Annotated in this window: 21 protein-coding genes and 1 pseudogene; 11 read left to right on the top strand and 11 right to left on the bottom strand. The window is 73.0% G+C overall.

All coding sequences use genetic code 11. The features are described 5' to 3' along the window. The 3 genes from ABZ193_RS36610 to ABZ193_RS36620 form a co-directional block, all read right to left on the bottom strand. Window positions 1–1385 (bottom strand): GAF domain-containing protein (locus ABZ193_RS36610; RefSeq protein WP_354713148.1); only part of this gene is annotated, 1385 nt, incomplete at its 3' end. 4 nt (window positions 1386–1389) lie between these two features. Next, window positions 1390–2721: an MFS transporter gene (locus ABZ193_RS36615; protein ID WP_354713150.1), complete on the bottom strand. Its 1332-nt coding sequence runs from the start codon at window positions 2719–2721 to the stop codon at window positions 1390–1392. A gap of 33 nt (window positions 2722–2754) precedes the next feature. Then, complete coding sequence (locus tag ABZ193_RS36620; protein WP_354713152.1) at window positions 2755–3504, bottom strand: 3-hydroxybutyrate dehydrogenase; 750 nt, start codon at window positions 3502–3504, stop codon at window positions 2755–2757. Between the two features lie 123 nt (window positions 3505–3627). Here ABZ193_RS36620 and trxA point away from each other — a divergent pair, with 123 nt between their 5' ends. Together trxA and ABZ193_RS36630 are read left to right on the top strand one after the other, a co-directional pair. Beyond that, window positions 3628–3996, top strand: coding sequence for a thioredoxin (trxA, locus tag ABZ193_RS36625; RefSeq protein ID WP_020417685.1), 369 nt, complete (start codon window positions 3628–3630; stop codon window positions 3994–3996). 39 nt (window positions 3997–4035) lie between these two features. Continuing rightward, window positions 4036–4890, top strand: coding sequence for a hypothetical protein (locus ABZ193_RS36630; protein ID WP_354713153.1), 855 nt, complete (start codon window positions 4036–4038; stop codon window positions 4888–4890). 330 nt (window positions 4891–5220) lie between these two features. Here the strand turns inward: ABZ193_RS36630 and ABZ193_RS36635 are convergent, their stop codons facing one another. After that, window positions 5221–5811 (bottom strand): TetR family transcriptional regulator C-terminal domain-containing protein, encoded by a 591-nt coding sequence (locus tag ABZ193_RS36635; RefSeq protein ID WP_354713155.1) that lies wholly within the window; start codon window positions 5809–5811, stop codon window positions 5221–5223. Window positions 5812–5843: 32 nt separating this feature from the next. On the opposite strand from ABZ193_RS36635, the gene ABZ193_RS36640 reads away from it, so the two are divergent. Together ABZ193_RS36640 and ABZ193_RS36645 are read left to right on the top strand one after the other, a co-directional pair. Next, window positions 5844–6989, top strand: a complete 1146-nt coding sequence (locus ABZ193_RS36640; protein ID WP_354713156.1) for an FAD-dependent monooxygenase — start codon at window positions 5844–5846, stop codon at window positions 6987–6989. Window positions 6990–7025: 36 nt separating this feature from the next. After that, the gene (locus ABZ193_RS36645; protein WP_354713158.1) at window positions 7026–7820 is read left to right on the top strand and encodes an SAM-dependent methyltransferase; all 795 of its coding nucleotides are present in this window, start codon (window positions 7026–7028) and stop codon (window positions 7818–7820) included. Window positions 7821–8351: 531 nt separating this feature from the next. Here ABZ193_RS36645 and ABZ193_RS36650 read toward each other — a convergent pair. Further along, entirely contained in the window at window positions 8352–9257 is a 906-nt protein-coding gene (locus tag ABZ193_RS36650; RefSeq protein ID WP_237337735.1) for a LysR family transcriptional regulator, read from the bottom strand. 61 nt (window positions 9258–9318) lie between these two features. Between ABZ193_RS36650 and ABZ193_RS36655 the strand changes: the two genes are divergently transcribed. Continuing rightward, window positions 9319–10107 (top strand): ATP-binding cassette domain-containing protein, encoded by a 789-nt coding sequence (locus ABZ193_RS36655; RefSeq protein ID WP_020417678.1) that lies wholly within the window; start codon window positions 9319–9321, stop codon window positions 10105–10107. Between the two features lie 4 nt (window positions 10108–10111). On the opposite strand, the gene ABZ193_RS36660 is transcribed toward ABZ193_RS36655, so the two are convergent. Continuing rightward, window positions 10112–10615, bottom strand: coding sequence for a nitroreductase family protein (locus ABZ193_RS36660; RefSeq protein ID WP_354713160.1), 504 nt, complete (start codon window positions 10613–10615; stop codon window positions 10112–10114). 533 nt (window positions 10616–11148) lie between these two features. After that, window positions 11149–12366: a Glu/Leu/Phe/Val dehydrogenase dimerization domain-containing protein gene (locus ABZ193_RS36665; RefSeq protein ID WP_354713161.1), complete on the bottom strand. Its 1218-nt coding sequence runs from the start codon at window positions 12364–12366 to the stop codon at window positions 11149–11151. Between the two features lie 223 nt (window positions 12367–12589). Here ABZ193_RS36665 and ABZ193_RS36670 point away from each other — a divergent pair, with 223 nt between their 5' ends. Continuing rightward, window positions 12590–13510: a LysR family transcriptional regulator gene (locus ABZ193_RS36670; protein ID WP_020417675.1), complete on the top strand. Its 921-nt coding sequence runs from the start codon at window positions 12590–12592 to the stop codon at window positions 13508–13510. On the opposite strand, the gene ABZ193_RS36675 is transcribed toward ABZ193_RS36670, so the two are convergent. Further along, on the bottom strand, window positions 13502–14473 hold the full coding sequence (locus ABZ193_RS36675) for an Lrp/AsnC family transcriptional regulator (RefSeq protein WP_354713163.1): 972 nt from the start codon (window positions 14471–14473) through the stop codon (window positions 13502–13504). The two genes, ABZ193_RS36670 and ABZ193_RS36675, sit on opposite strands and share 9 nt — an antisense overlap. Before the next feature lie 79 nt (window positions 14474–14552). On the opposite strand from ABZ193_RS36675, the gene ABZ193_RS36680 reads away from it, so the two are divergent. Further along, the gene (locus ABZ193_RS36680; RefSeq protein WP_354713165.1) at window positions 14553–15350 is read left to right on the top strand and encodes an inositol monophosphatase; all 798 of its coding nucleotides are present in this window, start codon (window positions 14553–14555) and stop codon (window positions 15348–15350) included. Here ABZ193_RS36680 and ABZ193_RS36685 read toward each other — a convergent pair. Continuing rightward, the gene (locus ABZ193_RS36685; RefSeq protein ID WP_020417672.1) at window positions 15317–15700 is read right to left on the bottom strand and encodes an STAS domain-containing protein; all 384 of its coding nucleotides are present in this window, start codon (window positions 15698–15700) and stop codon (window positions 15317–15319) included. The genes ABZ193_RS36680 and ABZ193_RS36685 overlap by 34 nt on opposite strands. A gap of 65 nt (window positions 15701–15765) precedes the next feature. Further along, window positions 15766–20283 carry a HAMP domain-containing protein gene (locus ABZ193_RS36690; protein ID WP_354713167.1) on the bottom strand — a complete coding sequence of 1506 codons (4518 nt, stop codon included), beginning with the start codon at window positions 20281–20283 and terminating at the stop codon, window positions 15766–15768. Window positions 20284–20427: 144 nt separating this feature from the next. Between ABZ193_RS36690 and ABZ193_RS36695 the strand changes: the two genes are divergently transcribed. Continuing rightward, a complete protein-coding gene (locus ABZ193_RS36695; protein WP_354713169.1) occupies window positions 20428–22695 on the top strand; it encodes a SpoIIE family protein phosphatase in 2268 nt (755 codons plus the stop codon). 19 nt (window positions 22696–22714) lie between these two features. Continuing rightward, window positions 22715–23587 (top strand): sigma-70 family RNA polymerase sigma factor, encoded by an 873-nt coding sequence (locus tag ABZ193_RS36700; RefSeq protein WP_354713171.1) that lies wholly within the window; start codon window positions 22715–22717, stop codon window positions 23585–23587. Here the strand turns inward: ABZ193_RS36700 and ABZ193_RS36705 are convergent. Continuing rightward, window positions 23581–24198, bottom strand: a complete 618-nt coding sequence (locus tag ABZ193_RS36705) for a histone deacetylase (protein ID WP_354713173.1) — start codon at window positions 24196–24198, stop codon at window positions 23581–23583. The two genes, ABZ193_RS36700 and ABZ193_RS36705, sit on opposite strands and share 7 nt — an antisense overlap. A gap of 100 nt (window positions 24199–24298) precedes the next feature. Here ABZ193_RS36705 and ABZ193_RS36710 point away from each other — a divergent pair, with 100 nt between their 5' ends. Together ABZ193_RS36710 and ABZ193_RS36715 are read left to right on the top strand one after the other, a co-directional pair. Further along, window positions 24299–24709, top strand: coding sequence for a VOC family protein (locus tag ABZ193_RS36710; RefSeq protein ID WP_020417667.1), 411 nt, complete (start codon window positions 24299–24301; stop codon window positions 24707–24709). Window positions 24710–24754: 45 nt separating this feature from the next. After that, window positions 24755–25428: pseudogene (locus tag ABZ193_RS36715) on the top strand (acetyl-CoA acetyltransferase); the annotation flags it as partial.

Consider the following 25428-nt stretch of genomic DNA (forward strand, 5'->3'; position numbering starts at 1 on the left):
GGGCCACGCGCCGGGCCGGCCGCGCCGACCGTCACCGGCGTGTCCGTCGCCGCGGTCAGCGCCTCCGCGATCCGCGCGGCCACCGCGTCCGGGTCGCCGCGGACCAGCAGCACGACCTCCTCCGCGTGGATGCCGGCGAGCGCCGCGTGCCGGGCCGCGGCCACCGCCAGCCGCGCCCGGGACACCGACTCGGCGTGCGCGACCAGAACCGCGTGCGGTTCCGCCAGGTCAACGCCCAGCCGTTCGGCGCGCGCGAGCAACGCGCCCGGGTTGCGGTCCGGCGCGGTGAGCAGGTCGGTCAGCAGCTCGCCGCGGACCTCGTCCTCCGCCTTCGCCACCGACCGGCGCAACAGCAGCAGCAACGCGGTCACCACGGCGGCCCGCTCGAACAGCCGCCGGTCGGCGTCGAGCAGCGCGTCCCGCCCGGCGAGCACCATGCTGCCGAGCAGCTCCGGCCCCGCCTGCACGGCGCACACCAGCGACCCGTCGCCCGAGACCGACCGCCCGGTGCTCCGCGACAGCGCCACCACCTCCGGGTCCGGCGCGGGCGGGGCGATCCCGGCGTGCGCCAGTTCCTCACCCGCCGCGTCGAACAGGCCGATCGAGCCGCGCAGGACGTCGGCCACCGCGGCGGCCACCTCCGGCACGTCCCCGCCGCGCAGCACCAGGTCCATGAGCCGGTCGTGCGCCTCCTCGGCGCGGTGCATCGCCGCGGAGTGCGAGCTGATCTCGTCCAGCAGCCGGGCGTTGTCCAGCGCGATGACCGCGTGGTCGGCCAGCGAGGACAGCAGCGCGACCTCGTCCGGGGTGAACTCGCGGGGCGTGCGGTCGGACGCGTAGAGCACGCCGATCACCGTGCCGCCCAGTGACAGCGGGACGCCGAGGATGCCGGCCAGGCCCTCGTCGCGCACCGCGTCGTCGATCGGTTTGGTGTGCAGGAAACGCTCGTCCCGGAAGTAGTCCGGGGTCGCGTACGGGCGCGCGCTCTGCGCGACCAGACCGCCCAGCCCCTCGCCCATGCCCAGGATGACTTCCTTGAACAGGGGCGACACGCACCCGTCGGTGACGCGCATGTAGGTGCGGCCGGCGGTTTCGTCGTTGAGGCTGAGGTAGGAGACGTCCGCGCCGAGCAGCGTGCGGGCCCGCCGCACGATCGACCGCAGCACGGCGTCCGGGTCGCGCAGGCGGGCCAGATCGCTGGCCGTGTCGAACAACGCGGTCAGCTCGGCTTCGCGGCGGCGGTGCGCGGTCAGGGTGGCGTGGATACGCAGCGCCAGCTCGGTGGCCTTGGGGTGCGCGGCGCCGGCGTGCGCCAGCTGCTCGCTGCTCGCCCCGCCGGCGAGCAGGTCGAGCAGCCGGAGCACGTCGTCGTCCACGCCGATCATCGTCTCATCGCGTCGCCGGTTGCGGGGCGGCCGCGGGCTCCTCGTCGTGCAGCGAGCTGCCCGCGGTCTCCTTCGCGCTGGTCACCGCGATCACGGTGAGCACGCACATCGCCACCACGTACAGCGAAACCGCCAGCGTGCCGCCGAACTCCTTGAACAACGCGACCGCGACGATCGGCGCCAGCGCGCCGGCGGCGATCGAGGACAGCTGCCCGCCGATCGACAGGCCGGTGTAGCGGACGCGCGTCGGGAACTGCTCGGCGAAGAACGCCGCCTGCGGGCCGTACATCGCGCCGTGCAGCACCAGGCCGATCGTCGCGGCGATGATGATCATCCCGGACGAGCGGGTGTCCATCAGCGCGAAGAACGCGAACGCCCAGCCTGCCATGGCGACGGCGCCGAACAGGTACACCGGGCGGCGGCCGATCCGGTCGGACAGCGCGCCCCACAGCGGGATCGTCACGAAGTGGATCGCCGACCCGATGAGCACCGCGTTGAGCCCGGCCGACTTGCTGAGCCCCAGCGGACCGGTGACGTAGACCAGGATGAACGCGGTCAGCACGTAGTAGGACACGTTCTCGGCCATGCGGGCGCCGATGGTGATGAGCACCCGGCGCCACGCGCCGCGGAAGACCTCCACCGCCGGGGCGCGGTGCTGCTCGCCGCGCTGACGGGCCTTCTCCTGCGCGGCCAGGAACACCGGCGACTCGGTGACGGTGAGCCGGATCCACAGGCCGATGATCACCAGCACGCCGGAGAGCAGGAACGGGATGCGCCAGCCCCACGAGGTGAACGCGGCGTCCGACTGCACCGCGGCGAGGATCGCGAGCACCGCGGTGGCCAGCAGGTTCCCGCCCGGGGCACCGCACTGCGGCCAGGAGGCCCAGAACCCGCGGCGGCGGTCGTCACCGTGCTCGGACACGATGAGCACCGCGCCGCCCCACTCGCCGCCGAGCGCGAAGCCCTGCACCAGCCGCAGCGCCGTGAGCAGCAGCGGCGCGGCCACGCCGACCGCCGCGTAGGTCGGCAGCAGGCCCATCGCGCAGGTCGAGCCGCCCATCAGCAGCAGGCTGAACACCAGCAGCTTCTTGCGGCCGACCCGGTCGCCGAAGTGGCCGAACACCAGGCCGCCGAGCGGCCGGGCGAGGAAGCCGATGGCGTAGGTGGCGAACGAGAGCAGGGTCCCGGTCAGCGGATCGCTGCCGGGGAAGAAGAGCTTGTTGAAGACCAGTGCCGCGGCCGATCCGTAGAGGAAGAAGTCGTACCACTCGATGGTGGTGCCGATGAGGCTCGCACCGACCACTTTCGCGATCGAGCGGTTCTCGCTGCGGGGCATGGGGCAACACTCCTTTGTGCCGTGGCGGAAACTTCAGGCGGCGGTCCAGCCGCCGTCGAGGGGCAGGGAAATCCCGGTGATGTGGCCGGACGAGGGGCCGCACAGCCAGCGCACGGCGTCGGCGACCTCGGCCGGGTCGATGAGCCGCTTGATCGCGGCACGCCGCAGCAGGACCTCGCCCAGCACCTCGCTCTCGGGGCGTCCGTGTGCGGCGGCCTGGTCGGCGATCTGGTCGCGCACCAGCGGGGTGTCCACGTAGCCCGGGCTGACGCAGTTGCTGGTCACCCCGTGTGGCGCGCCCTCCAGGGCGGCCACTTTGGACAGTCCTTCGAGCGCGTGCTTCGCGGACACGTAGGCGGACTTGAAAGCGCTTGCGCGCAGGCCGTGCACGCTGGAGACGTTCACGATCCGGCCCCAGCCCTGTGCGTACATGTGCGGCAGGACCCGGCGGATCAGCAGGAACGGCGCGGTCACCATGACCTGGTGCATGCGGGTGAACACGTCCGGCGGGAACTCGGTCAGCGGCGCGACGTGCTGGAAGCCGGCATTGTTGACGAGAATGTCGGCGTCGGCGGGCAGGGTGTCGACGGCGCCGGGGTCCGCGAGGTCAGCGGTGTGCGCCCAGCCGCCGGTCTCGTCGGCGACGCGCGCGGCCGCGTCCGCGTTGATGTCCACCACGTGCACCTTCGCGCCGGCCTCGGCCAGGGCGTGCGCGCAGGCGCGCCCGATCCCGCTGCCTGCGCCGGTCACCAGCGCGACGCGCCCGTCCCAATAGCCACTCATGGCGACAGACGGTAAGCGGCCCAGAGCGGGTTGCCTATGTGTTCGATCGCCACAAGTTCCCGGGGTTTTGTGGCGGCGGGCGCCACCCGGAATAGGTGACGTCCGGGGCGTGTTGCACCGTCTATGGCGACGGTAACGCTGACCAAGGACAACTTCGAAGAGGTCGTCAACTCCGACGGCATGGTGCTCGTCGACTTCTGGGCGGCCTGGTGCGGGCCGTGCCGGATGTTCGCGCCCGTGTTCGAGGGTGCGGCCGACCGGCACGACGACATCGTGTTCGGCAAGGTCGACACCGAGGACCAGACCGAGCTGGCGCAGGCCTTCGGCATCCAGTCGATCCCGACGCTGATGGCGGTGCGGGACGGCGTCGTGCTCTACGCCCAGCCGGGCGCGCTGCCCGAGCAGAGCCTGGAGGAGCTGATCGGCAAGCTGCGCGAGGTCGACATGGACCAGGTGCGCGAGGAGATCGCGAAGCAGCAGCAGGCCGAATGACGGTTTGCCGGTGGTCGCCGGCGAGCCGATGATGGAGGCATGACGTCCCGGGGGTTCGACGCGGTAGCCGACGAGCTGTACGCGCTGCCCCGGGACGAGTTCACACCCGCCCGCACGGAGCGGGCCAAAGAGGCGAAGGGCCGCGACCCCAAGCTCGCCAAGCGCATCACGCAGCTGCGCAAACCGACCGTCGCCGCGTGGCTGGTGAACCAGGTGAGCCGGCGGCACCCGGACGAGATCGGGCAGCTCGCTGATCTCGGCGCCCGGTTGCGCACCGCGCACCAGAAGCTGGCCGGCGACGAGCTGCGCACGTTGTCGCGGCAGCGCAACGAGTTGATCCGGCGGTTGAGCGGACGGGCGGGTGGCGTCGCCGGCGAGGCGGGCGTCCCCTACAGCGACGTCGCGATGCGCCAGGTGGAGGACACGTTCGAGGCGGCGGTGTCCGATCCGGACGCGGCGGCGGAAGTGGCCGCGGGACGGCTTTCCGCGGCGCTGGAACCGTCCTCTTCGGAGGATTGGCTGGCGGCCGCACTGGCCGCTTCGCCGAAGCGCAAGGCGGCGCCCAAGCCGGCCCCGAAACCGGCGAAACAGGACCCGGAAGCCGAGCGGCGGCAGGCCGCGCTCGAAGAGGCCCGCACGAAGGCCGACGAGGCGGAGGCCGCCCGCGACGAGGCTCAGCAGGCGCTCGACGAGGTCACCGCCCGGGCCGAAAAGGCCGCCGCGCGGGTGGCCGAGCTGCGCTCACAACTGGACGACGCGACCCGCGAAGAACGCGCGGTGCGCAAGGAACTCACGGCCGCCCGCAAGGCCGCGACCGTGGCGGACAAGACCGCCGACGAGGCGCGGAGGCAGGTGGCCGAGATGGAGTCGTTCGGCAAGCGGTCGAAGCGCTGAGGCGCAACACCACGGCCACCGCCCGCCAGCGCCGCCACTCGGTTGACGAACACCTCGCCGCACCGGGCGATCAGCAGGCGGAGGCCGCCGCCTCACCGGCCGCCGCGCCGTGAGCACGCCCCCGGGCAGCAGCGCCACCAGGAACTCGGCCGCCCTACTCGCCTGCTCCAGCGCCCAGGCCACCCCACCACACCAGGCGATCAGCAGGCGGAGGCCCCCGCCCCACCGGCGGGCGGGCGCTGAGCACCACCCCCAGGCAGCAGCGCCGCCAGGAACTCGGCCGCCCCACTTGCCTGCTCCAGCGCCCAGGCCACCCACCACATCAGGCGATCAGCAGGCGGAGGCCCCCGCCTCACCGGCGGGCGGGCGCTGAGCACCACCCCCAGGCAGCAGCGCCGCAACGAACTCAGCCGTGCTGCGCTCCAGCTCCGCCGGCCCCGGCGCACGAGCCGCCCCGGCTCCGGCCACCGAATCGAACAGCACCCCGTCGCACCAGGCGATCAGCATTCGCGTGTGCCGCGCCGGGTCCGGGGAGCCCGCGTGCGCCAGCAGTTCGGCGCAGCTGTCGCGGAACCGCTGCCCCACCCGGTCGTAGACCGCCCGCAGCTCGGGGCGTCGCGTGGCCTCCAGTGCGAACTCGTAGCGCGCCACCAAGTGCGTCCGGCCGGTCGTCATCGCCGTGTGCAGGAACCGCGCGAGCGCCGGCGCCAACTCGCCATCCGCCTCCGTCAGCGACGCGTCGTCGAGTTCGGCGATCCGCCTGACCGCCAACTCCAGCAACGCCGCCCGCGTGCGGGCGTAGTAGGAGGTCGACCCGGGCGGCAGGCCCGCGGCCCGGTCGACGGCGCGGTGGGTCAGGCCGCGCATCCCCTCCGCGGCGACCACCTCGATGGCCGCGTCCGCGATCGACGTCAGACGCACGCCGGTGACTCTACGGGCGTAGAGTCGCGTGCGTGCGAACAGCGGCGGTCATCGGCGGCGGCATCGGCGGGTTGAGCGCGGCGATCGGGCTGCGCCGGGTGGGCTGGGAGGTCGCCGTCTTCGAGCGCGCGCCGCGGTTCGCCGAGGTCGGCGCGGGAATCACGTTGTGGCCCAACGCTTTGCGCGCCCTGGAATCGCTCGGCCTCGACCTGGCGCCCCTCGCCGTGCCGCAGGTCAGCGGGCGGCTGCGGGACCACCACGGCCGCCTGCTGACCGAGGTCGACGGCGCCCGGTTCGAACGCGCGCTGGGCAAACCGCTCCTCGGCATCGCCCGCGCCCAGCTCCTCGACCTGCTGCGCGACGCCATCCCGGCCGCGGATCTGCGGGCGGGCACCACCGTCACCGAAGTCACCGGCGACGGCCGGGTGCGCTGGGACGGCGGCGAGCTCACCGCCGATCTGGTCGTCGCGGCCGACGGCGTGCACAGCGCCGTCCGCTCGGCGCTCTGGCCCGGCCACCCCGGCCCGGTCTACACGGGCCACACCGCGTTCCGGGCGATCCTCGACGATCCGGGGCCGCTCGAGCTGTCCGGTCTCCTCGGGCCGGGCACCGAGGTCGGGGCGGTGCCGCTGACCGGTGGCCGGCTGTACTGGTACCTGGCGTGCGAGTCGCCCCGCGATGTCCGGCACGCGGACCCGAAAGCCTTCCTGCGCCGTCACTTCGGTGACTGGCCGGAACCGCTGCCGAGCCTGATCGAGGCGACGCCGGGCGACCGGTTCCTGCAGCACGACCTGCTCGCGCTGCGCACCCCGCTGCCGACGTACGTGCGCGGCCGCGTCGCGTTGCTCGGCGACGCCGCCCACGCCATGTCGCCGTACCTGGGTCAGGGCGGCTGCCAAGCCATCGAAGACGCGGTCGTGCTCGCCGCCGCGACCGTCCGGCACACGCCGGTCGCGGACGCGCTGAGCGCCTACGACCGCGAGCGTCGTCCGCGCAGCCAGGCGATAGCGCGCCGGTCCGACCAGGCCGGGCGGCTGGGCGCCCAGCTGAAGAACCCACTGGCCGTCGCGGCACGCAACGCGGTGCTCCGGCTCATGCCTGCCGGGCTGTCGGTCCGCGCGGCCACCGCCGCCGCCCGCTGGACCCCTCCCGCACCGTTGACCGCCGTGTCAGACTGAGCGGGTTCGCAGCAGCCGGACTGGTGGTGATCGCCGATGACCCAGCAGGAACGCACCGCAGCGACGGCGGCGGGCGTGTACGACTGGTACCTGAACGGGCACCACCACCTGCCGTGCGACGCGGAGGTGGCGATCGCGGCACAGAAGGTCTTCCCGCTCGCCGGGCAGGTCGCGCGCTACAACCGGGACTTCCTGCAGCGGGTGGTCCGCTGGATGACCGGGCACGGGATCCGGCAGTTCCTCGACATCGGCTCCGGCTACCCGGTGGCGGGCAACGTGCACGAGATCGCCCAGCGGTACGCGCCGGGTTCGCGCGTGGTCTACGTCGACCTGGACCCGCGCACGGTCGAGGTGAGCAACGACCTGCTCGCCGGGGAGCCGGACGCGACCTGCCTGCTGGCCGACGCGCGGGAGCCGGAGGACATCTTCGAGCGGGCCGGGCTGCTGGACTTCGGCGAGCCCGTGGGGCTGCTGATGGTGTCCGTGCTGCCCTTCGTGCCGGGCGACGTGCGCCCCCTGGTGCGTCGCTATGTCGACCGGCTCGCGCCCGGCAGCTACCTGGCGCTCACGCACATCACGACCCCGGAGGACGAACGCCAGCAGCGCAAGCAGGAGGACGTGCGCGACACCTACAACGCCAAAGTGCGGCAGTCCGCGCAGGTGCGCGGGCGGGCCGAGGTGGCGGCGCTGTTCGAGGGCACGGAGCTCGTAGCGCCGGGCCTGGTGCTCGCCACGCACTGGAACCCGCCGCGGGGCTACCTCCCGGACCCGGACGACCAGGCGAGCGCCGTCCTGCTGGGCGCCGTCGGACGGGTGCTCAGCCGCACATAGCCCTGGCCACGACGCAGCTCCCGCCCGGGCGCGTACGGCCACCGTTCACGCGCGAGCAGGTGCACGTAGGCCCTGCGCGACGAGCCGGATCAGCGTCCGCAGAGCCATCCTCGAGCGCGAAGCCGGCACCGGCCCGGCCGCGGGGCTACCTCCCGGGCGCGGACGACCAGGCGAGCGCCGTGCTGCTGGGCGCCGTCGGACGGGTGCTCAGCCGCACATAGCCTGGCCACGACGCAGCTCCCGCCCGGGCGCGTACGGCCACCGTTCACGCGCGAGCAGGTGCACGTAGGCGCTGCGTGACGAGCCGGATCAGCGTCCGCTCAGCCATCCTCGGGCGCGAAGCCCGCACCGGCCCGGCCGCGGGGCTACCTCCCGGACCCGGACGACCAGGCGAGCGCCGTGCTGCTGGGCGCCGTCGGACGGGTGCCCAGCGGGACGTAGGCCCAGGCCACGACGCAGCGCCCGCCCGGGCGCGAGCCGCCGCCGCTCACGCGCGAGCCGGTCCACGTAGGCCCTGCGCGACGAGCCGGATCAGCGTCCGCTCGCCCGCTCAGCCATTCTCGGGCGCGAAGCCCGCACCGGACCCGGCCTGGCCGCCGTCCGGTGTTCCGCCGCCACCTCGCGCGCCGCCCTGGCCAGAGCCGAGATCGCGGGTGAGCGGGTGCCCTGCGGCCAGGCCAGCAGCAGTCGCGCCGGAGCGGCGTCCACCACCGGCACCGTCACCAGGTTGTGGTCCAGCGCGTCCAGCACCGACTGCGGCAGCAGCGCGACGGCCCGCCCGCGCGAGGTCACGCGCAGCAGCTTCGCCAGGTCCGTCACCTCGACGCCACCGTCGTCCGGGTAGCCGGCCCACCGCCCGACCGGCTCGCCGCGCAGGTCGCTCAGCTGCAGGATCGACCGCCGCGCCAGGCGGTGTTCCGGCGGCAGCAGCGCCGACCTCGGCTCGGCGCGCAACTCCTCCGTCTCCAGGCCACCCGCGTCGTCGAAGGGGGTGTGCAGCAGGGCGACGTCGGCACGCCCGTCGCGCAGCAGGGACACCCTGTCCTCGTGCGCGGTGACGAGTTCGACCGGCACCGCGGCGGGGTCGCTCTCGTACCTGCGCAGGATCGGCGGCAGCAGCCCCGCGTCGCCGCCGGGCTTGGCGGCCAGGGCGAGGTACGGCACGCCGCGCCCGGCCCGCTGCGTGCGCCGGGCCGCCGCGGCGACGGCCGCCAGCGCCTTCCGCGCCTCGTCGAGCAGGACCTCGCCGGCCGGGGTGAGTTCGACCCGCCTGCTCGTGCGGTCGAACAAGGTGACCTCTAGCCGCCGCTCCAGCGACCGCACGGCCTTCGACAGCGCGGGCTGGGCCAGTCCCAGCCCTTCCGCGGCGCGACCGAAGTGCAGGGTCTCCGCCACGGCGACGAAGTAGGCGAGTTCTCGCGTCTCCACCCGATCCATTCCGGGAGGTTATCGGATGTCCGTTTTCATCAGACGTCTGAGGACTTGATACGGTGCGGGCATGACGCCCGTGCTGCAGGTGAGCGATGTCGATCTCGTCCGCGACGGCCGGTACCTGCTCCGGTCGATCTCGCTGACGGTGCACGAGGGCGAGCACTGGGCGCTGCTCGGCGCGAACGGCGCGGGCAAGAGCACGCTGCTCGGCCTGCTGGGGGCGCTCACCCACCCGACGCGCGGGACGGTCGACGTGCTCGGGCACCGGCTGGGCCGGGTCGACATGCGCAAGCTGCGGTCGTTCCTCGGGCACATCAACCCGCGGCACCCGCTGACCTCGCCGCTGTCGGTGTTCGAGGTGGTGCTGACCGGGCTGACGAACACGACCGAACTGGTGCCGCGCTGGCAGCCGACCGCGGCGGAGCGGGAACGCGCCGAGCGCCTGATCCGGATGCTGGGCCTCGCCGGGCAACGCGACGCCCGCTGGCCGACCCTGTCCCAGGGCGAACGCGGCCGGGCGCTGATCGCCCGCGCCCTGATGCCGTCGCCGCGCCTGCTGCTGCTCGACGAACCGGCGACCGGCCTGGACGTCGCGGCCCGGGAGCAGCTGCTGTCCAGTGTGGACGTTCTGCGGCGCGACCACCCGGAGCTGGCGACCGTGCTGGTCACCCACCACCTGGAGGAGCTGCCGGCGAGCACGACGCACGCGCTCCTGCTGCGCGAGGGCCAGTGCCTGGCGTCCGGGACGGCGGACGACGTGGTGACCACGGACCACATCAGCAAGTGCTTCGACCACCCGGTGCGCATCACCCGCACCGAGGGCCGCTGGACCGCCCGCGCCGAGCCGCTCGTCTGACGGGCTACAGCTCCACGAACACGTCCGCCAAGGCCTTGCGCCCGACCGGCACGGCGGACCGGCCACGCAGACGCTCCCCCGGCCAGCCGAGCGCGAGCGCGTGGTGCGCGCGCCACGGGTGCCCGTGGCCGGTGAGCGCGGCGGCTTCCACCGCGTTGGCGTTGGGGTACAACGAGACCGGGCAGCTGCCGAGGCCGGCGAGGTGCGCCGCGACGACGAGGGTCTGGCACAGCCGCCCGAGGTCGAACTCGGTGTCCGCACCGGCTTGCGAGTCGGACAGCAGCACGAGCGCGACCGGGGCCGCCGCCAGTGGCAGCGCGTACTGCCCGAGGCGGGCCAGCGCGTGGCGCACCGCGGGGTCGGTCACCGAGACGAGCCGCCACGGCTGGCGGTTGCGCGCGGAACCGGTCCAGCGCGCCGTCTCGACCAGGTCCACGACGAGGTCCCTTGGCACCGGCCGGTCGGCGAACACACGGGTGGCGCGGATGGCGCGCAGCGGGTGGTCCATGGCCCAGAGCATGCCGGACGAGTGAAAAGGGACCTTCGGCCCTGGATCGGCCCCTGGCGATCGGGCACTGTATGTGGCAGACCCCGAGGTGCCCGGGCACTACGAGGTCGAGGCCCTACGGTCCCGCCCGACGGCGGCTCCGAAGGCCGCTACGCCGATTGGATACCGGACCTGGTTCACCTCCCCGTCGGCGAACCAGGCCGGAACTAACGTGTCGACACGCAGTGAAGGGCCCTTCGCACCGTCGCGAAGGGCCCTTCAGCGTGTTCAGGGGCGTGACCCGGGCGTCGCCAGCCGTGAAAGGCTTTCCGCACCATCGCGAAGGGCCCTTCAGCGTGTTCAGGGGGCATGACCCCAAGCGGCGAACGCGGCGAGGTTCGCCGCGGCCGGTTCCTCCGCCGTCGTGCGCGGCCGAACGCCGTGGGCGCGGCGAAGGGATCGTGACCCCCAGGTCCCCTGCGGCCGGGCACGCCGCGAGGTTCGCCGCGGCCAATTCCTGCGCCGTCGTGCGCCGCGAACCCCCTTCAGCGCGTTCAGGGGATCGTGACCCCAGCATCGCCCGCAGCCAGGCGCGCCGCGCGGTTCGCCGCCGCCAGTTCCTCCGCCGTCGTGCGCGGGGGGACTCCGTCGGCGAACCAGGCGGCCAGCAGCAGCGCCACCTTCGACCGCATTTCGGTCTGCAGCCGGTGGAACGAGTCGACCGGGTCGGCGCCCACCTGCCCCAGCAGCAGCCACCACGCCCACGCCGCGGCGCCCGCGTTCGCCACGAAGTCCGGGACCACCGGGATCCCCCGCGCGGCGAGCATCGCCTCGGCCTCGGGCGTGGTCGCCGCGTTGGCCGCTTCCACCACGACCTTCGCCGACACGTCCGAGACGTTGTCCGGCGTCAGCGCGTAGGAAATCGCCGCCGGCACCAGGATGTCGGCCGACACCCCGACCACCGCGTCGCGCGGCAGCTGCCGGACCGAGCCGGGCAGCCGCGAGCGGTCCACCTCGCCGTAGGCGTCCCGCAGCTCCAGCAGCGCGGGCACGTCCAGCCCCGCCGGGTCGTACAGCGTCCCGGCCGCATCGGCGACCGCGACGACCCGCATCCCGGCCTCGTGCAGGTACCAGGCCGCGCCGCCGCCCATCGTGCCGATGCCCTGGATCGCCACGGTCGTGGCGGCCGGCTCCCAGCCCCACGCGCTCGCCGCGCCCAGACACGCCTGCGCGACGCCGTAACCACCGACCACGTCACCGAGCAGCAGCCCGCCCGGCACCGGCGCGTTCAGCCCGGCGTGCACGCGCCGCAGCGTCCGCGCTGGGTCGGGCGAACGCCGGATGGCGGCGTGGTACGACTGCTCCAGCCCGAGCCGCTCGAAGACGTCGTCGATGAGGTGCTGCGGCACCCCGAGGTCCTCGGCGGTCACCCAGTGCGCGTCCAGCCACGGGCGCATCGCCTGGCAGAACCGCTCCAGCACCCCGACGGCCCCCGGGTCCTTCGGGTCGAAGTCGATCCCGCCCTTCGCCCCGCCCACCGGCAGGTCGAACGTCGCGGTCTTGGCCGCCATGCCGCGCGCCAGGTCCTCGACCTCGGACAGCGTGCAGCCGGCGCGCATCCGGGTGCCGCCGGTGGCCAGGCCGGAAACCAGCGTGTGCACCACGAGGTAGCCGTGGGTGCCGGTGACCGGGTCGGTCCAGGTCAGCCGCAGCATCGGCTCTTGCGTGCGCGGGCTGGTCCGCTCGCCGGCGAGCCCCCGCGGATCCTGCATCGTGGTCAACTGTCCCCTCCAAGCCTGTCGCCGATTCCGGGCGCAGCACAGCCCGCCTCCGCCACGCGCGGTGGCTTCGGTCGCCGGTCTGGGTGGAATCGGGAGATCCATTCCCGCTGACACCAGGGTGCGGCAGGGTCGGCGGAGACGTCCAGTTAGGGATCATGCACGGTTCCGTTCACGTTCCCTGCACAGCAGGTGATCCTTACCTACCCTGGGCGGCATGGAGCTTTCGCTGCACCGGTTGCGGATGCTTCGGGAGCTGCACCGCCGCGGCACCGTCACCGCGGCCGCGGCCGCCCTGCACTACACCGCATCGGCCGTGTCGCAGCAGCTCGCGCAGCTGGAACGGGACGTCGGGGCCAAGCTGTTCGAGCGGCTCGGCAGGCGGGTCCAGCTGACCGAGCTGGGCGTGGTGCTGACCGAGCACGCCGAGGAGATCCTCAAGTCCGTCGAACGGGCGACCATGGCGCTGGAGGAGGCGCAGGAAGGCGTCACCGCGCGGCTGACCGCGGGGGTGTGGGCGTCGGTGGCGTCCGGGTTGCTGCCGTTCGCGTTGTCCGCGCTGGCGCGGGAACACCCGGGGATCGAGGTGCGCACGAAGGAGCTGGCGCCGGAGGAAACCGCGGGCGCGGTGCGGGACGGCGCGCTCGACTTCTCGTTCGTCATCGACTACTCCGACTACCCGATGCCGTGGGACCCGGCGCTGACCCGGGTGGTGATCGCGGTCGAACGGCTGCACGCGGCGGTCCCGCGCGGCGCGGTGCCCGCCACCACGGTGAGCCTGACCGAGCTGGCCGAGCACCCGTGGATCCTCGCCGGGCCGCGCTCGCACTTCGGCCGGGCGGTGCGGCTGGCGTGCCAGCGGCACGGGTTCGAGCCGAAGATCAACCACGAGGTCGGCGAGCAGGCGACCGCGCTGGCGATGGTCGCCGCCGGGCTCGGGGTCACGCTGGTGTCGGACCTGGGCCTGTCGCTGCGGCCGCCCGGGGTGGACATCGTGGCCCTGACGGAACCGCCGATGCGAACGGTGTCGATCGCGCACCGCACGGCGTCGGCGCGGCCGTCGCTGCAGCTGGTCATCGACGCGGTCCGCGCGGCGGCCGCGGAGCGGGGCCTGGGCGCGGCGGCGCCACTACCGTGAAAAGGCTTTCCCGCGCGGTGAAAGGGCTTTCCCGGGCCGCTTGACCGACGCACCGATCAGCACCGTCTCCACCTCGGTGACGCCCAGCGCGGCCAGGTCCTGCGTGATGAACGCGTACAGGTGCTCCAGGTCCCGCAACCACACGGCGGCGTGGAGGTTCGACGCGCCCGTCGTCGCCATCGCGCCGTGGACGGCCGGGTGGCGGGCCAGCGCGCGGCCCGCCCGGTCGAGGAGGTCCGGGGGCACCCGCATGAGCAGGTTCGCGTCGATGGTCAGCCCGAGCCGCGCGGGGTCGACGAACGCCTGCGTCACGAACCGGCCGTTGGCGCGCAGGGCGCTCAGGCGGCGCCGCACGGTGGACTCCGGGTGCCCCAGCCGGGCGGCGATCGTGGCGGCAGGCAGCCGCAGGTCTTCCCCGAGCAGACGCAGCACGGCCCGGTCGAGGTCGTCCAGGGGGCGCTCCGCCGCCTGCCCACCGCAACCCAGCGCGGCTCGCTCGGCGTCCGACAGCACGCCGAGACGCCAGTCGGTCGCGTCGCTGAACACGTGCATCACCGTCTGCGCTTCGACGGAGGTCACGGCGCTGGTCGCGGGGAGCTGGCGGAACACCAGACGATGACGCGTATCCGGGCCGGCCAGCAACAGCGCCAGGATCTCGTCCCCGGCGGCCGACACGTCCACCAGCGGGATGTCCTCCCTGGCCGCCAGGGCCGCCGTGATCGGGTCGAGTTTCCCGCGCAGCACCCGGATCCGCAGCACCACCACGCCCCGCGCCAGCGCGCCCGGCGGCACCGCGACCACGCGCACCACACCGTCGCCGAGCAGCACGCGCATCCGCCGCTGCACCGCCCGCACCGGCAATCCCAGCACCCGCGCCGCCTGCTCGACCGTCACCCGGCCGTCGCACTGCAGCGCCTCGATCAGCCGCAGATCATCCCCGTCAAAAGCCGGATCAGCCACCACGAGCCGAGTTTCGCACGATCTCGCTCGGAAACCGGCTGACGAGCCCACCGATCCGCCGCGAGCTCCGACACTCGGACCCGTGAACCTCCTCGATGGCATCACCGCCGCCGCCGAAGAAACCGGCGAGATCCTCCGCGGCCTGCCCACCGCGCCCCCGGCCCGCACGCTCGACGAGTTCCGCACCACCTTCGCCGAGGTTGAACGCGCCGCCGAACCCCTTCTCCGGCAACGGCTCGGCACACTTCTGCCCGGCATCCCGTGGGCCGACGAGTTCGGCACCGGCCTGCCCGCCGGGACGACCTCGTGGGTGGTCGACATCGCCGACGGCGCCGTGCAGTACCTGCGCGGGCTGCCGTACTGGTGCGTCAGCATCACGCTCGTGCGCCACCGCGAACCGGTCGCCACCGTGCTGCACCACCCCGCCCGCGGCGAGACCTACCGCGCCGAGCGGGGCCGCGGCGCCACTCTCGACGGCAGACCCGTCACCCCGTCCGCGCAGACCGACCTGGCCGCCGCCCTGGTCACCACGTCCCAGCCGCCGTTCCCGGGAGCCGAAGCGGCGGCGCTGGCCGGCCGTTCACTGGGCGACGTCCTGCCCGCCGTCGGCGCGGTGCGCAACCTCGGCCCCACCTCGTGGCAGGTGGCAGAGGTCGCCTCCGGCCGGATCGACGCGTTCTGGCAGTTCGGCCACGACGACGCGAACCTGGCCGGAGCCGCGCTCGTCGCGAGCGAAGCGGGTGCCACCGTCACCGACACCGGCGGCGCAGTGTGGCGGCCGGGCGCGCCCTCGTTCCTGGCCGCCGCCCCGGCCCTGCACGCCGGGCTGCGCAGGCTGCTCGCCGGTCAGCCGGCCAGCGCGTCCTCGCACGTCGGGTAGAGGGGGAACTCCTCGTCGAGGCCGACGACCTCCATCGCGCGCACGACGACCGGGTCCGCGGCGGCGAGGCGGATCGGCAGGTCGTCCCCCGCGGCCTGCCGCACGGCGACCAGCGAGGCCATGCCGGCCGAACCCAGGAACGTGACACCCGTCAGGTCGAGCACCAGCAGCGACGGCTGCTCGCGCAGCGCCCGGCTCGCCGCGTCGTCCAGCCGCGGCGTCGTCAGGAGGTCGAGTTCGCCGCTGACCTGGACCACCACGGCCTTGCCGCGGCGTTCGACGGCGACCGCGACACCGTCGACGGGGTCGACGGCCGGATCGCGCGGGTTCAGTGGATCGGGTGCCTGCACGCACCCATCCTCCACTCCCGCGCGCCCTGGCGGAACACCTCCTTCACCGGGATCCGCCGCCCGGGTCAGGCCCGCACCTCCGGCAGCCACCGCCGCAGGCACTGGAGCAGCTCCTCCGCGTCGACCGGTTTCGTCAGGTAGTCGCTGGCCCCGGACGCGAGCGCCTTCTCCCGGTCGCCCTGCATGGCCTTCGCGGTGACGGCGATGATCGGCATGTCGGCGAACCGCGGGATCTCCCGGATCGCCGCCGTGGCCGCGTAGCCGTCCATCTCCGGCATCATCACGTCCATCAGCACCAGCTCGATGCCGTCCTCGGCGAGCAGCACGTCGATGCCCTTGCGCCCGTTCACCGCGTGCCGCACCTCCAGCCCGTAGCTCTCCAGCGCGCCACGCAGCGCGAACACGTTGCGCGGGTCGTCCTCCACGATCAGCACCTTGTGCCCGCGCAACGGCTCGTCCACCGGACGGTCGTCGACCGGCCGGGTCAGCGACGGCAGCGGCGTGCGCGGCTGGGTCAGCGGGATGACGTCGTCCGGCTGGTCGGCGGACAGGTGCAGCGCGATCCGCTCGCGCAGCTCGTCGAGCGAGGGCAGCAGCTCCAGCGGCTGCATCGCCGCGCGGGTCTGCACCAGGCTCTCCTGGTCCGGGGTCAGCTTGCGGGACGGGTGTGCGAGCACCGGGACCGAACACAGGTCCGGGTGGTCGGCCAGCGCGTCCAGCACGGCGAACGCGCCGCCCTCGGGCAGGCTGACGTCCAGCACGACGCAGTGGTGCGGGCGGCTGAGCAGGACGTTCGTCGCCTGCTCCGCCGTGCTCACCGTGGCGACCGTGACCGTGCCGTGGGTGTCGGCGAGGTCGGCGGCGGCGCTGCTCGCCAGCAGCGACAGCAGCCCGGTGCCCGCCGACTCGACGACGAGCACCTGCCGCTTGCCGTGCGTCTCACGCGCGGCCTCCGGCGCCGGCTCGGGCACCTCGACCTCGGCGGCCGCGGGCGCGGGCAGGCCGTCCGGGGACTTGCCCAGCGGCAGGAACAACGTGAACGTGCTGCCCTCGCCGAGCTCGCTCTCCGCGCGGATCTCGCCGCCAAGCCGGTAGACCACCTCGTTGCTGATGGACAACCCCAGCCCGGTGCCGCCGTAGCGGCGGCTGGTGGTGCCGTCGGCCTGCTGGAACGCGGCGAAGATGGCGCTCAGGTTCTCCTTCGCGATGCCGATGCCGGTGTCGGTGACCGCGAACGCCACCACCTGGCCGCTGGTGCCCGCCGGCAGCTCCTCCTCGCGGGCCATCCGAACGTGCAGCTCGACCCGGCCGTGGTCGGTGAACTTGACCGCGTTGGACAGCAGGTTGCGCAGCACCTGCCGCAACCGCTGCTGGTCGGTCACCAGCTCGCGCGGCACGTCCTGGTCGGCGGTGACCGCGAAGGTCAGCCCCTTCTCGGCGGTCAGCGGCTGGAACGTGGCCTCGACGTAGTCCAGCAGCTGGTTCAGCGCGAACGGCTCCGGGTGGATGTCCATCCGCCCGGCCTCCACCTTGGACAGGTCGAGGATGTCGTTGATCATCTGCAGCAGGTCCGAACCGGCCGAGTGGATCACCTCGGCGTACTCCACCTGCTTGGCGGTGAGGTTGCGGCTGGGGTTCTGCGCGAGCAGCTTCGCCAGGATCAACAGGCTGTTGAGCGGCGTGCGCAGCTCGTGCGACATGTTCGCGAGGAACTCGGACTTGTACTTCGAGGCCAGCGCGAGCTGCTCGGCGCGCTCCTCGATCTCCCGCCTGGCCTGCTCGATCTCGGTGTTCTTGACCTCGATGTCGCGGTTCTGGCGGGCCAGCAGCGTCGCCTTCTCGGCCAGCTCGGCGTTCGAGCGCTGCAGTTCCTCCTGCTGGACCCGCAGTTCGGCGGCGAGCCGCTGCGACTCCTCCAGCAGCGAGTCCGTGCGCGAACTCGCCACGATCGTGTTGACGTTGACGCCGATCGTCTCGCCCAGCTGGTCCAGCAGGTCGCGCTGCGCCTGGGTGAACCGCTCGAAGGAGGCCAGCTCGATCACGCCGAGGGTGCGGTCCTCGAAGGTCACCGGCAGCACGACGAGGTTCACCGGCGGCGCCTCGCCGAGGCTGGAGGAGATCCGCACGTACCCGGGCGGGGTCTTGTCGACGATGATCGGCCGCCGCGTGCGGGCCGCCTGCCCGATGAGCGTCTGACCGACCTCGACCTCCCGAACCAGCTCCTCGGTGGAGTGCGCACCGTAGGTGGCGATCAGCCGCAGCCGCCCGCTGCCGTTCTGCCCGCTGCTCAGGAAGAACGTGCCCTGCTGCGCGTTCACCAGCGGCACCAGCTCGTCCAGCACCAGCTCGGCGACGGTGGCCAGGTCCCGGTGGCCCTGCATCAACCCGGCGATGCGCGCCAGGTTGGTCTTGAGCCAGTCCTGTTCCTGGTTGGCGTGCGTGGTCTCGCGCAGCGACCGCACCATCGAGTTGATGTTGTCCTTGAGCTCGGCGACCTCGCCCTGCGCTTCGACCGAGATCGAGCGGGTCAGGTCGCCGGTGGCCACGGCGCTGGCCACCTCGGCGATCGCGCGCACCTGGCGGGTCAGGTTGCCCGCCAGCTCGTTGACGTTCTCGGTGAGCCGCTTCCAGGTGCCGGACACGCCCTCGACCTCGGCCTGGCCGCCCAGCCGTCCCTCGCTGCCCACCTCGCGCGCCACGCGGGTCACCTCGGCGGCGAACGAGCCCAGCGTGTCCACCATGGTGTTGATCGTCGTCTTCAGTTCGAGGATCTCGCCGCGCGCGTCGACGTCGATCTTCTTGGTCAGGTCGCCGTCCGCGACGGCGGTCGTCACCTGGGCGATGTTGCGCACCTGGTTGGTCAGGTTGTTCGCCATCGAGTTGACGTTGTCGGTGAGGTCCTTCCAGGTGCCCGCGACGTTGGGCACGCGGGCCTGGCCGCCGAGGATCCCTTCGGTGCCGACCTCGCGGGCCACTCTGGTCACCTCGTCGGCGAACGCGCCGAGCGTGTCGACCATCGTGTTGATCGTGTCGGCCAGCGCGGCGACCTCGCCCTTGGCCTCGACGGTGATCTTCTTCGACAGGTCGCCCTGCGCCACCGAGCTGGCCACCTGCGCGATCGAGCGCACCTGGCTGGTCAGGTTGGACGCCATCACGTTGACGTTGTCGGTCAGGTCCTTCCAGGTGCCGGACACCCCGCGGACGTTGGCCTGGCCGCCCAGGTTGCCGTGCGTGCCCACCTCGCGGGCCACTCTCGTGACCTCGTCCGCGAACGCCGACAGCTGGTCGACCATTGTGTTGATGGTTTCCTTGAGCTCCAGGATCTCGCCGCGCGCGTCGACGCGGATCTTCTGCGTCAGGTCGCCCTTGGCGACGGAGGTGGTCACGTCGGCGATCGACCGCACCTGGTCGGTCAGGTTGGCGGCCATGACGTTCACCGATTCGGTGAGCGCCTTCCAGGTGCCCGACACACCCTTGACGTCGGCCTGACCGCCGAGGCGGCCCTCGGTGCCCACCTCGCGGGCCACGCGCGTGACCTCGTCGGCGAACGCCGACAGCTGGTCGACCATCGTGTTGATGGTGTTCTTCAGTTCCAGGATCTCGCCGCGCGCGTCGACGGTGATCTTCTGGGAGAGGTCACCGTCGGCGACCGCGGTGGCCACCGAGGCGATCGAGCGCACCTGATCGGTGAGGTTGCCCGCCATGAAGTTCACCGAATCGGTGAGCGCCCGCCACGTTCCGCCGACACCGGGCACCTGCGCCTGCCCGCCCAGCCTGCCGTCCGTGCCGACCTCGCGCGCCACTCTCGTCACCTCGTCGGCGAACGACGAGAGCTGGTCCACCATCGTGTTGATGGTGTTCTTCAGTTCCAGGATTTCCCCGCGCGCGTCGACCATGATCTTCTGCGACAGATCGCCGCGCGCCACGGCGGTGGTCACCTGAGCGATGTTGCGCACCTGATCGGTGAGATTCCCGGCCATGAAATTCACCGAAGTGGTGAGGTTCTTCCAGGTTCCGGAAACGCCGGGGACTTCCGCCTGACCGCCGAGAATTCCTTCGGTGCCGACTTCACGGGCCACTCTCGTGACCTCGTCGGCGAACGAGGACAACTGGTCCACCATCGTGTTGATGGTTTCCTTCAGCTCCCGGATCTCGCCCTGGACGTCCACCGTGATCTTCTGCGACAGGTCGCCCTTCGCCACCGCGGTCGCGACCTGCGCGATGTCGCGCATCTGAGCCGTCAGGTTCCCGGCCATCGCGTTCACCGAATCGGTGAGGTCCGCCCAGGTCCCGGACACCCCGGGCACCCGCGCCTGGCCCCCGAGCTTGCCCTCGGTGCCCACCTCGGTCGCCACCCGCGTCACCTCGGACGTGAACACCGACAGCTGGTCGACCATGCCGTTGAAGACCGCCGCGATCTCGTCCAGCAGCTCGTCGCCGACCTGCGGCAGCCGGGTTCCGAAATCGCCGTCGCGCACCGCGGTCAGCCCGGCCAGCAACTGCTGCAACCGGGGATCGGCCAGCTCCCGTTCACCGCCCCGGCCCGGGTCCCGCTTGGCCTGGGCGGTCCGGCTCTCAGCCATCAGCGCACTCCGATTCCGTGAGGCTCTGGGAACCGCTCTTGCGAACAATCCCCGCAGAAGAGGAATCTACTGGTAGCGCGACACGTATCCCAGCGCCACTTCACTAGACTTGTTTCGTCCGCCCACCGCGACCGAGGGGCTCGAGTGACGGCCCAGTACCCGCCGCAGACCAGCGACCTCGATCCGCGCGTCGCCGGGCTCGCCGCCGTCGTGGAGTGCCAGCAGCAGGAGATCGAACGGCTGCGCGCCGAACGGGACGGCGGGCTGCTCGTCCCGGTCGCCGAAGGCATCCTCGTCGAACGGCTCGGCTACTCCCCCGCCGAGGCCGCCACGCACCTCGCCGAACTGGCCGCGCGCACCGGGATCACCGTCGCGGAGCTGGCCGCGGACCTGGTCGCGGGCGCGGTCCGGCCGCCACGGGCGCCGTGCGAGCCCGACAGCGCTCCCGACTTCGCCCGGCTGCCCGACGCCTCCGCGGAGAATTCGGCTCTGCTGGAGGAAGTCCGGCGCACCGCGGGCGCGGCCGCGGCCGCGGTGTGGCAGGTGCGGCCGGACGGCGCGCTGGCCCTCGCCGGGCACAGCGGGCTCGGCCTGCTGGAGGCCAGCCGCTGGCGGCACATCCCGGTGCTGATGGACTGCCTGCCGCAGCGGGCGGCACGGGAACGGCGTCCGCACTGGATCCCGGAGGTGGGATTCGCCCCCGCCGTGCCACTGCCGGCGGACGACCGGCGGGGGGCGCGGGCGGTGATCCCGGTGACCACCTCGCGCAGCATCGCCGGCGTGGTGGAATTCGTCTGGGCCGCGCCGCTGCCGCTGTTCCCGCCGGAGCAGAAACGACGGCTCACCGCGCTCGCCGCGTTGTGCGGCCGGGAGATCGTGCTCGGCACGCAGCCGGCCGGGGCGCTGCCGTCGATGGTGGGCCTGCTGGACTCCGGCCTGTTCGCCCGGCCGCGTTCGGACGAGTCCGGCCAGGTGACCGACTTCGAGGTCGCCCAGGTCGGCGAGGACTTCGAGGACCCGCACGGGCGGCAGGCCGCGGAACTGGTCGGCCGCGGGCTGACCAGGGCGTACCCGCTGCTGTGCGCGTACGGGCTCGCCGACCGCGCGGTGGAGGTGCTCACCACCGGCGCGAGCGCGCGGCTCGGGCCGGTCCCGCTGGTCGCCCGGACCGGCGGCGCGACCACTCCGGCGACGGTGGACGTGCGGATCACCCGGTTCCTGGACGGGGTGCGGATCGTGCTGACCGTCGGGCACGACGACCACCGGCTCGCGCAGCTGCTGCACAACCTGCAGCACATCGCGCGGCTGGGCAGCTGGGAGCACAGCGTCCTCACCGGCGAGATGACCTGGACCGAGCAGACCTTCGAGCTGTTCGGGCTGCCGCTGTCGGCGGGCCCGGTCGCGTGGGACGAGCTGTGCACCTACGTCCACCCCGAGGACCTGCCGATCGCCGAGGCGTTCCAGACCACGCTGCTGGCGGGTCAGGAGGCCGCGACGGTGTTCCGGCTGATCCGGCCGGACGGCACGCACCGGCAGATCCGCGCGCACGGCGAGCCGGTGCTGTCGGAGAGCGGGCAGCTGGTCGCGGTGCGCGGGATCTACCAGGACCTGTCGGCGCAGTACCAGAGCCAGGTCGCGTTGAACGCCACGCGCGACCGTCTGGCCGACACCGAACACGAAGCCCAGCAGCAGAACCGGATCGCGCGGGAGCTGCAGCAGGCGATCCTGCCGTCGGCGGCGCGGCCGGTGGAGATGGACGGGCTCGACGTCGCGGTCCGGTACCGGCCCGCGGCGCAGGAGCACAAGGTCGGCGGCGACTGGTACGACGCGACGGTGCTGCCGAGCGGGCGGATCCTGCTCGTGATCGGCGACGTCGCCGGGCACGGGATCGGCGCGGCCACCGGCATGATCGCGTTGCGCAACGCGCTGCGCGGGCTGGCCGTGACCGGGGCGAGCCCCGGACGGCTGCTGGAATGGCTGAACACCACGACGTTCACGGTCAACCGCGGCGTCACCGGCACCGCGTTGTGCGGGCTGTACGACCCGGACAGCCGGACGCTGACCTGGGCGCGCGCCGGGCACCTGCCGCCGATGCTGGTGCGCGACGGCGTGGCCGAGCAGCTGTCCCTGCCGCGCGGGATCCTGCTCGGCGCGCGGCCGAACGCCCGGTTCGAGGAGACCACGCTGGAGCTGCGGCCCGCGGACACGCTGGTCCTGTTCACCGACGGGCTGATCGAACGGCGTGGCGTGCTGCTCGACGACAGCCTGGACCGGCTGGCCGCCGCGGCCTGCCACGCGGGCGCGGACGTGGAGCGGATCAGCGACCAGCTGCTGGCCGAGGCGACGTCCGACACCGAGGACGACTCGTGCCTGATCGTGATCCGGGTCTCCCAGCCGGTCACATCGGCGTGACGGGATCCGTCAGAGCGGTATGACCGAGAACGAGTGGCTGGCCGAGCGGTTCGAGTCGCACCGGGCGCACCTGCGAGCGGTGGCGTACCGGATGCTGGGTTCGCTGACCGAGGCCGAGGACGCGGTGCAGGAGGCGTGGCTGAAGCTCAGCCGCAGCGACGCCGGCGAGGTGCGCAACCTCGGCGGCTGGCTGACGACCGTGGTCGGCCGGGTGTGCCTGGACATGCTGCGGTCGCGGTCGTCGCGCCGCGAGGAGTACCCGGAGCGCCTGCCGGACCCGATCATCGTCCCGGAGGACGGCTCGCACCCCGAGCAGCAGGCGCTGATCGCCGACTCGGTCGGGCTGGCGCTGCTCGTCGTGCTGGACACGCTCGACCCGGCGGAGCGGCTGGCGTTCGTGCTGCACGACATGTTCGCGCTGCCGTTCGACGAGATCGCCCCGATCGTGGACCGGACCCCGGCCGCGGCCCGCCAGCTGGCGAGCCGCGCGCGGCGGCGGATCCAGGGCAGCCCGACGGTGCCGGACGGGGACGTGACCCGGCAGCGCGAGGTGGTGGACGCGTTCTTCGCCGCCGCGCGGGACGGGAACTTCGCCGCGCTGGTCAGCGTGTTGGACCCGGACGTGGTGCTGCGGGCCGAGGCCGCCACCCTGCCCGCGGGCGCGGCCCGGCTGGTGCGCGGGGCCGAGGCGGTGGCCGGGCAGGCGCTCACGTTCCGGCAGTCCGGCCAGGGCGGGCAGCCGGTCCCGGTGCTGGTCAACGGCGTCGCGGGCCGCCTCATCCTGCGCGACGGCCGCCCGCAGACGCTCTTCGCGTTCACCGTGGTGAACGACCTCATCGCGGCGATCGACATCATCTCCGACCCCAAGCGCCTGGCCGAGCTGGCCTATTGAGCCAGCAGCGCCTCCACCTCGTCCACGGACCAGAAGCCCGCCGCCCCGCGCAGGCCGCACAGGTACTCGGCCACGCGGGGCGGCGGCCAGCCGTGTGACTCCCGCAACCCGTCGCCGAGCATCCGCAGGTACACCGCCGACGGCGGGTTCCACGGCACCTCGTCGGCGGCCCACGGAGCGGTGAACGTCAGCACCGGGAACCCGTCCAGGTCGCCCACGTGCAGCAACGTCTCGTAGCGCCCCGGCCCCAGCACGTCCCGGCCCGCCGACAGCACCGTCGTCAGGTCCAGGTCGTCGTCCGGCGCGCGGTACATCTCCTGCGCCGCCAGGTCCGAGAACTGCCCCACCGTCAGCAGGTATGCCCGGCCGGCCGCGGTTCCCGGCAACGATGGGTCGTAGAACGCGCGGCCGCCGCCCCACGTCGCGGACTCGGTCGCGAAGTACACCGCGCCGGGCATCGAATGGGCGACGATCCGCTCCGGCGGACGCGGGTCACGGCACCCGGGGCACGACCGCCGCCCGCCCGGCGGCGTGCCGCCCTCCAGGTAGTACCGCAGCCGCGCGGCGTGCAGGTTGGACCCGTAACCCACGTACCAAACCGACCCGGTCACGGGCCGATTCTGGCGGAGTTTTTCCTACCCCGCAGGGTGTTGTCGCAGGCAGGGCGGTCTGCGAGGATTGGCCCCCTTCGCGATGGAGGGAGACCCGGAAATGGCTTCGCGGCTCAACCCGTACATCAGTTTCGCCGGCGACGCGCGGCAGGCGATGGAGTTCTACCGGCAGGTCTTCGGCGGCGAGCTCAACCTCAACACCTTCGGCGACTTCGGCGGCATGGAAGGCGCCGACGCGGACAAGGTCATGCACGCCCAGCTCGAAACCGAGCGCGGTTTCACGCTGATGGCCTCGGACACCCCGCCCGGCATGGAGCACCAGCCCGGCAACAACATGTCGATCAGCCTCAGCGGCGAGGACGCCGACGAGCTGCGCGGCTACTGGGACAAGCTGTCCGACGGCGGCACGGTCACCGTCCCGCTGGAGAAGCAGATGTGGGGCGACGAGTTCGGCGCGTGCCTGGACCGGTTCGGTGTCTCGTGGATGGTCAACATCGCGCAGAGTTCGTGATGCGGGACCGGTGATCGAGAGCGCGCCGCCGGGTTACCGTTCGGTATGACCTCTCTCGATCACCGGACGCCGGTCCTCGTCGGCGTCGGCCAGGCGTCCGAGCGCATCGACGATCCCGGCTACCGCGGGCTGTCCGCGGTCGAACTCGCGGCCGCGGCGGCCCGGGACGCCCTCGCCGACACCGGCGCGGACCCGGGTGACGTCGCGTCCGCCGTCGACACCGTCGCGGGCATCCGCCAGTTCGAGATCTCCACGCCGATTTCGCACTCACCGCTGGGCCGGTCGGACAACTTCCCGCGCTCGGTCGCGAACCGTGTCGGCGCGGCACCCGCCCGCGCGATCCTGGAGGTCACCGGCGGCCAGTCGCCCCAGCACCTGGTCACCGAGCTGGCCGGGACGATCGCCGCAGGCGGGGCCGAGGTCGCGCTGGTCGTGGGCGCGGAGGCCATCTCCACGGTCCGGCACCTGCAGCAGGCCGACGACAAGCCGGACTTCACCGAGCACGTCGACGGCGACCTGGAGGACCGCGGGTTCGGGCTGAAGGGCCTGGCCAACCGGCAGATGCTGGCGCACGGCCTGCTCGAACCCACCAGCCAGTACGCGTTGTTCGAGAACGCCCGCCGCGCCCGGCTCGGCCTGTCCCGCGAGGACTACGCGCTCGCGATGGGCGAGCTGTTCGCGCCGTTCACCGCGGTCGCCGCGGCCAACCCGCACGCGGC

The sequence above is a fragment of the Amycolatopsis sp. NPDC006125 genome (assembly GCF_040614195.1).
Classification (GTDB): domain Bacteria; phylum Actinomycetota; class Actinomycetes; order Mycobacteriales; family Pseudonocardiaceae; genus Amycolatopsis_E; species Amycolatopsis_E tucumanensis.

Coding starts and splice junctions, on each gene's coding strand:
- ABZ193_RS36690 (WP_354713167.1), bottom strand. CDS start 20,283: ATGGCTGAGAGCCGGACCGCCCAGGCCAAGCGGGACCCGGGCCGGGGC.
- ABZ193_RS36665 (WP_354713161.1), bottom strand. CDS start 12,366: ATGCAGGATCCGCGGGGGCTCGCCGGCGAGCGGACCAGCCCGCGCACG.
- ABZ193_RS36660 (WP_354713160.1), bottom strand. CDS start 10,615: ATGGACCACCCGCTGCGCGCCATCCGCGCCACCCGTGTGTTCGCCGAC.
- ABZ193_RS36710 (WP_020417667.1), top strand. CDS start 24,299: ATGGCTTCGCGGCTCAACCCGTACATCAGTTTCGCCGGCGACGCGCGG.
- ABZ193_RS36650 (WP_237337735.1), bottom strand. CDS start 9,257: ATGGATCGGGTGGAGACGCGAGAACTCGCCTACTTCGTCGCCGTGGCG.
- ABZ193_RS36645 (WP_354713158.1), top strand. CDS start 7,026: ATGACCCAGCAGGAACGCACCGCAGCGACGGCGGCGGGCGTGTACGAC.
- ABZ193_RS36700 (WP_354713171.1), top strand. CDS start 22,715: ATGACCGAGAACGAGTGGCTGGCCGAGCGGTTCGAGTCGCACCGGGCG.
- ABZ193_RS36620 (WP_354713152.1), bottom strand. CDS start 3,504: ATGAGTGGCTATTGGGACGGGCGCGTCGCGCTGGTGACCGGCGCAGGC.
- ABZ193_RS36630 (WP_354713153.1), top strand. CDS start 4,036: ATGACGTCCCGGGGGTTCGACGCGGTAGCCGACGAGCTGTACGCGCTG.
- trxA (WP_020417685.1), top strand. CDS start 3,628: ATGGCGACGGTAACGCTGACCAAGGACAACTTCGAAGAGGTCGTCAAC.
- ABZ193_RS36615 (WP_354713150.1), bottom strand. CDS start 2,721: ATGCCCCGCAGCGAGAACCGCTCGATCGCGAAAGTGGTCGGTGCGAGC.
- ABZ193_RS36655 (WP_020417678.1), top strand. CDS start 9,319: ATGACGCCCGTGCTGCAGGTGAGCGATGTCGATCTCGTCCGCGACGGC.
- ABZ193_RS36670 (WP_020417675.1), top strand. CDS start 12,590: ATGGAGCTTTCGCTGCACCGGTTGCGGATGCTTCGGGAGCTGCACCGC.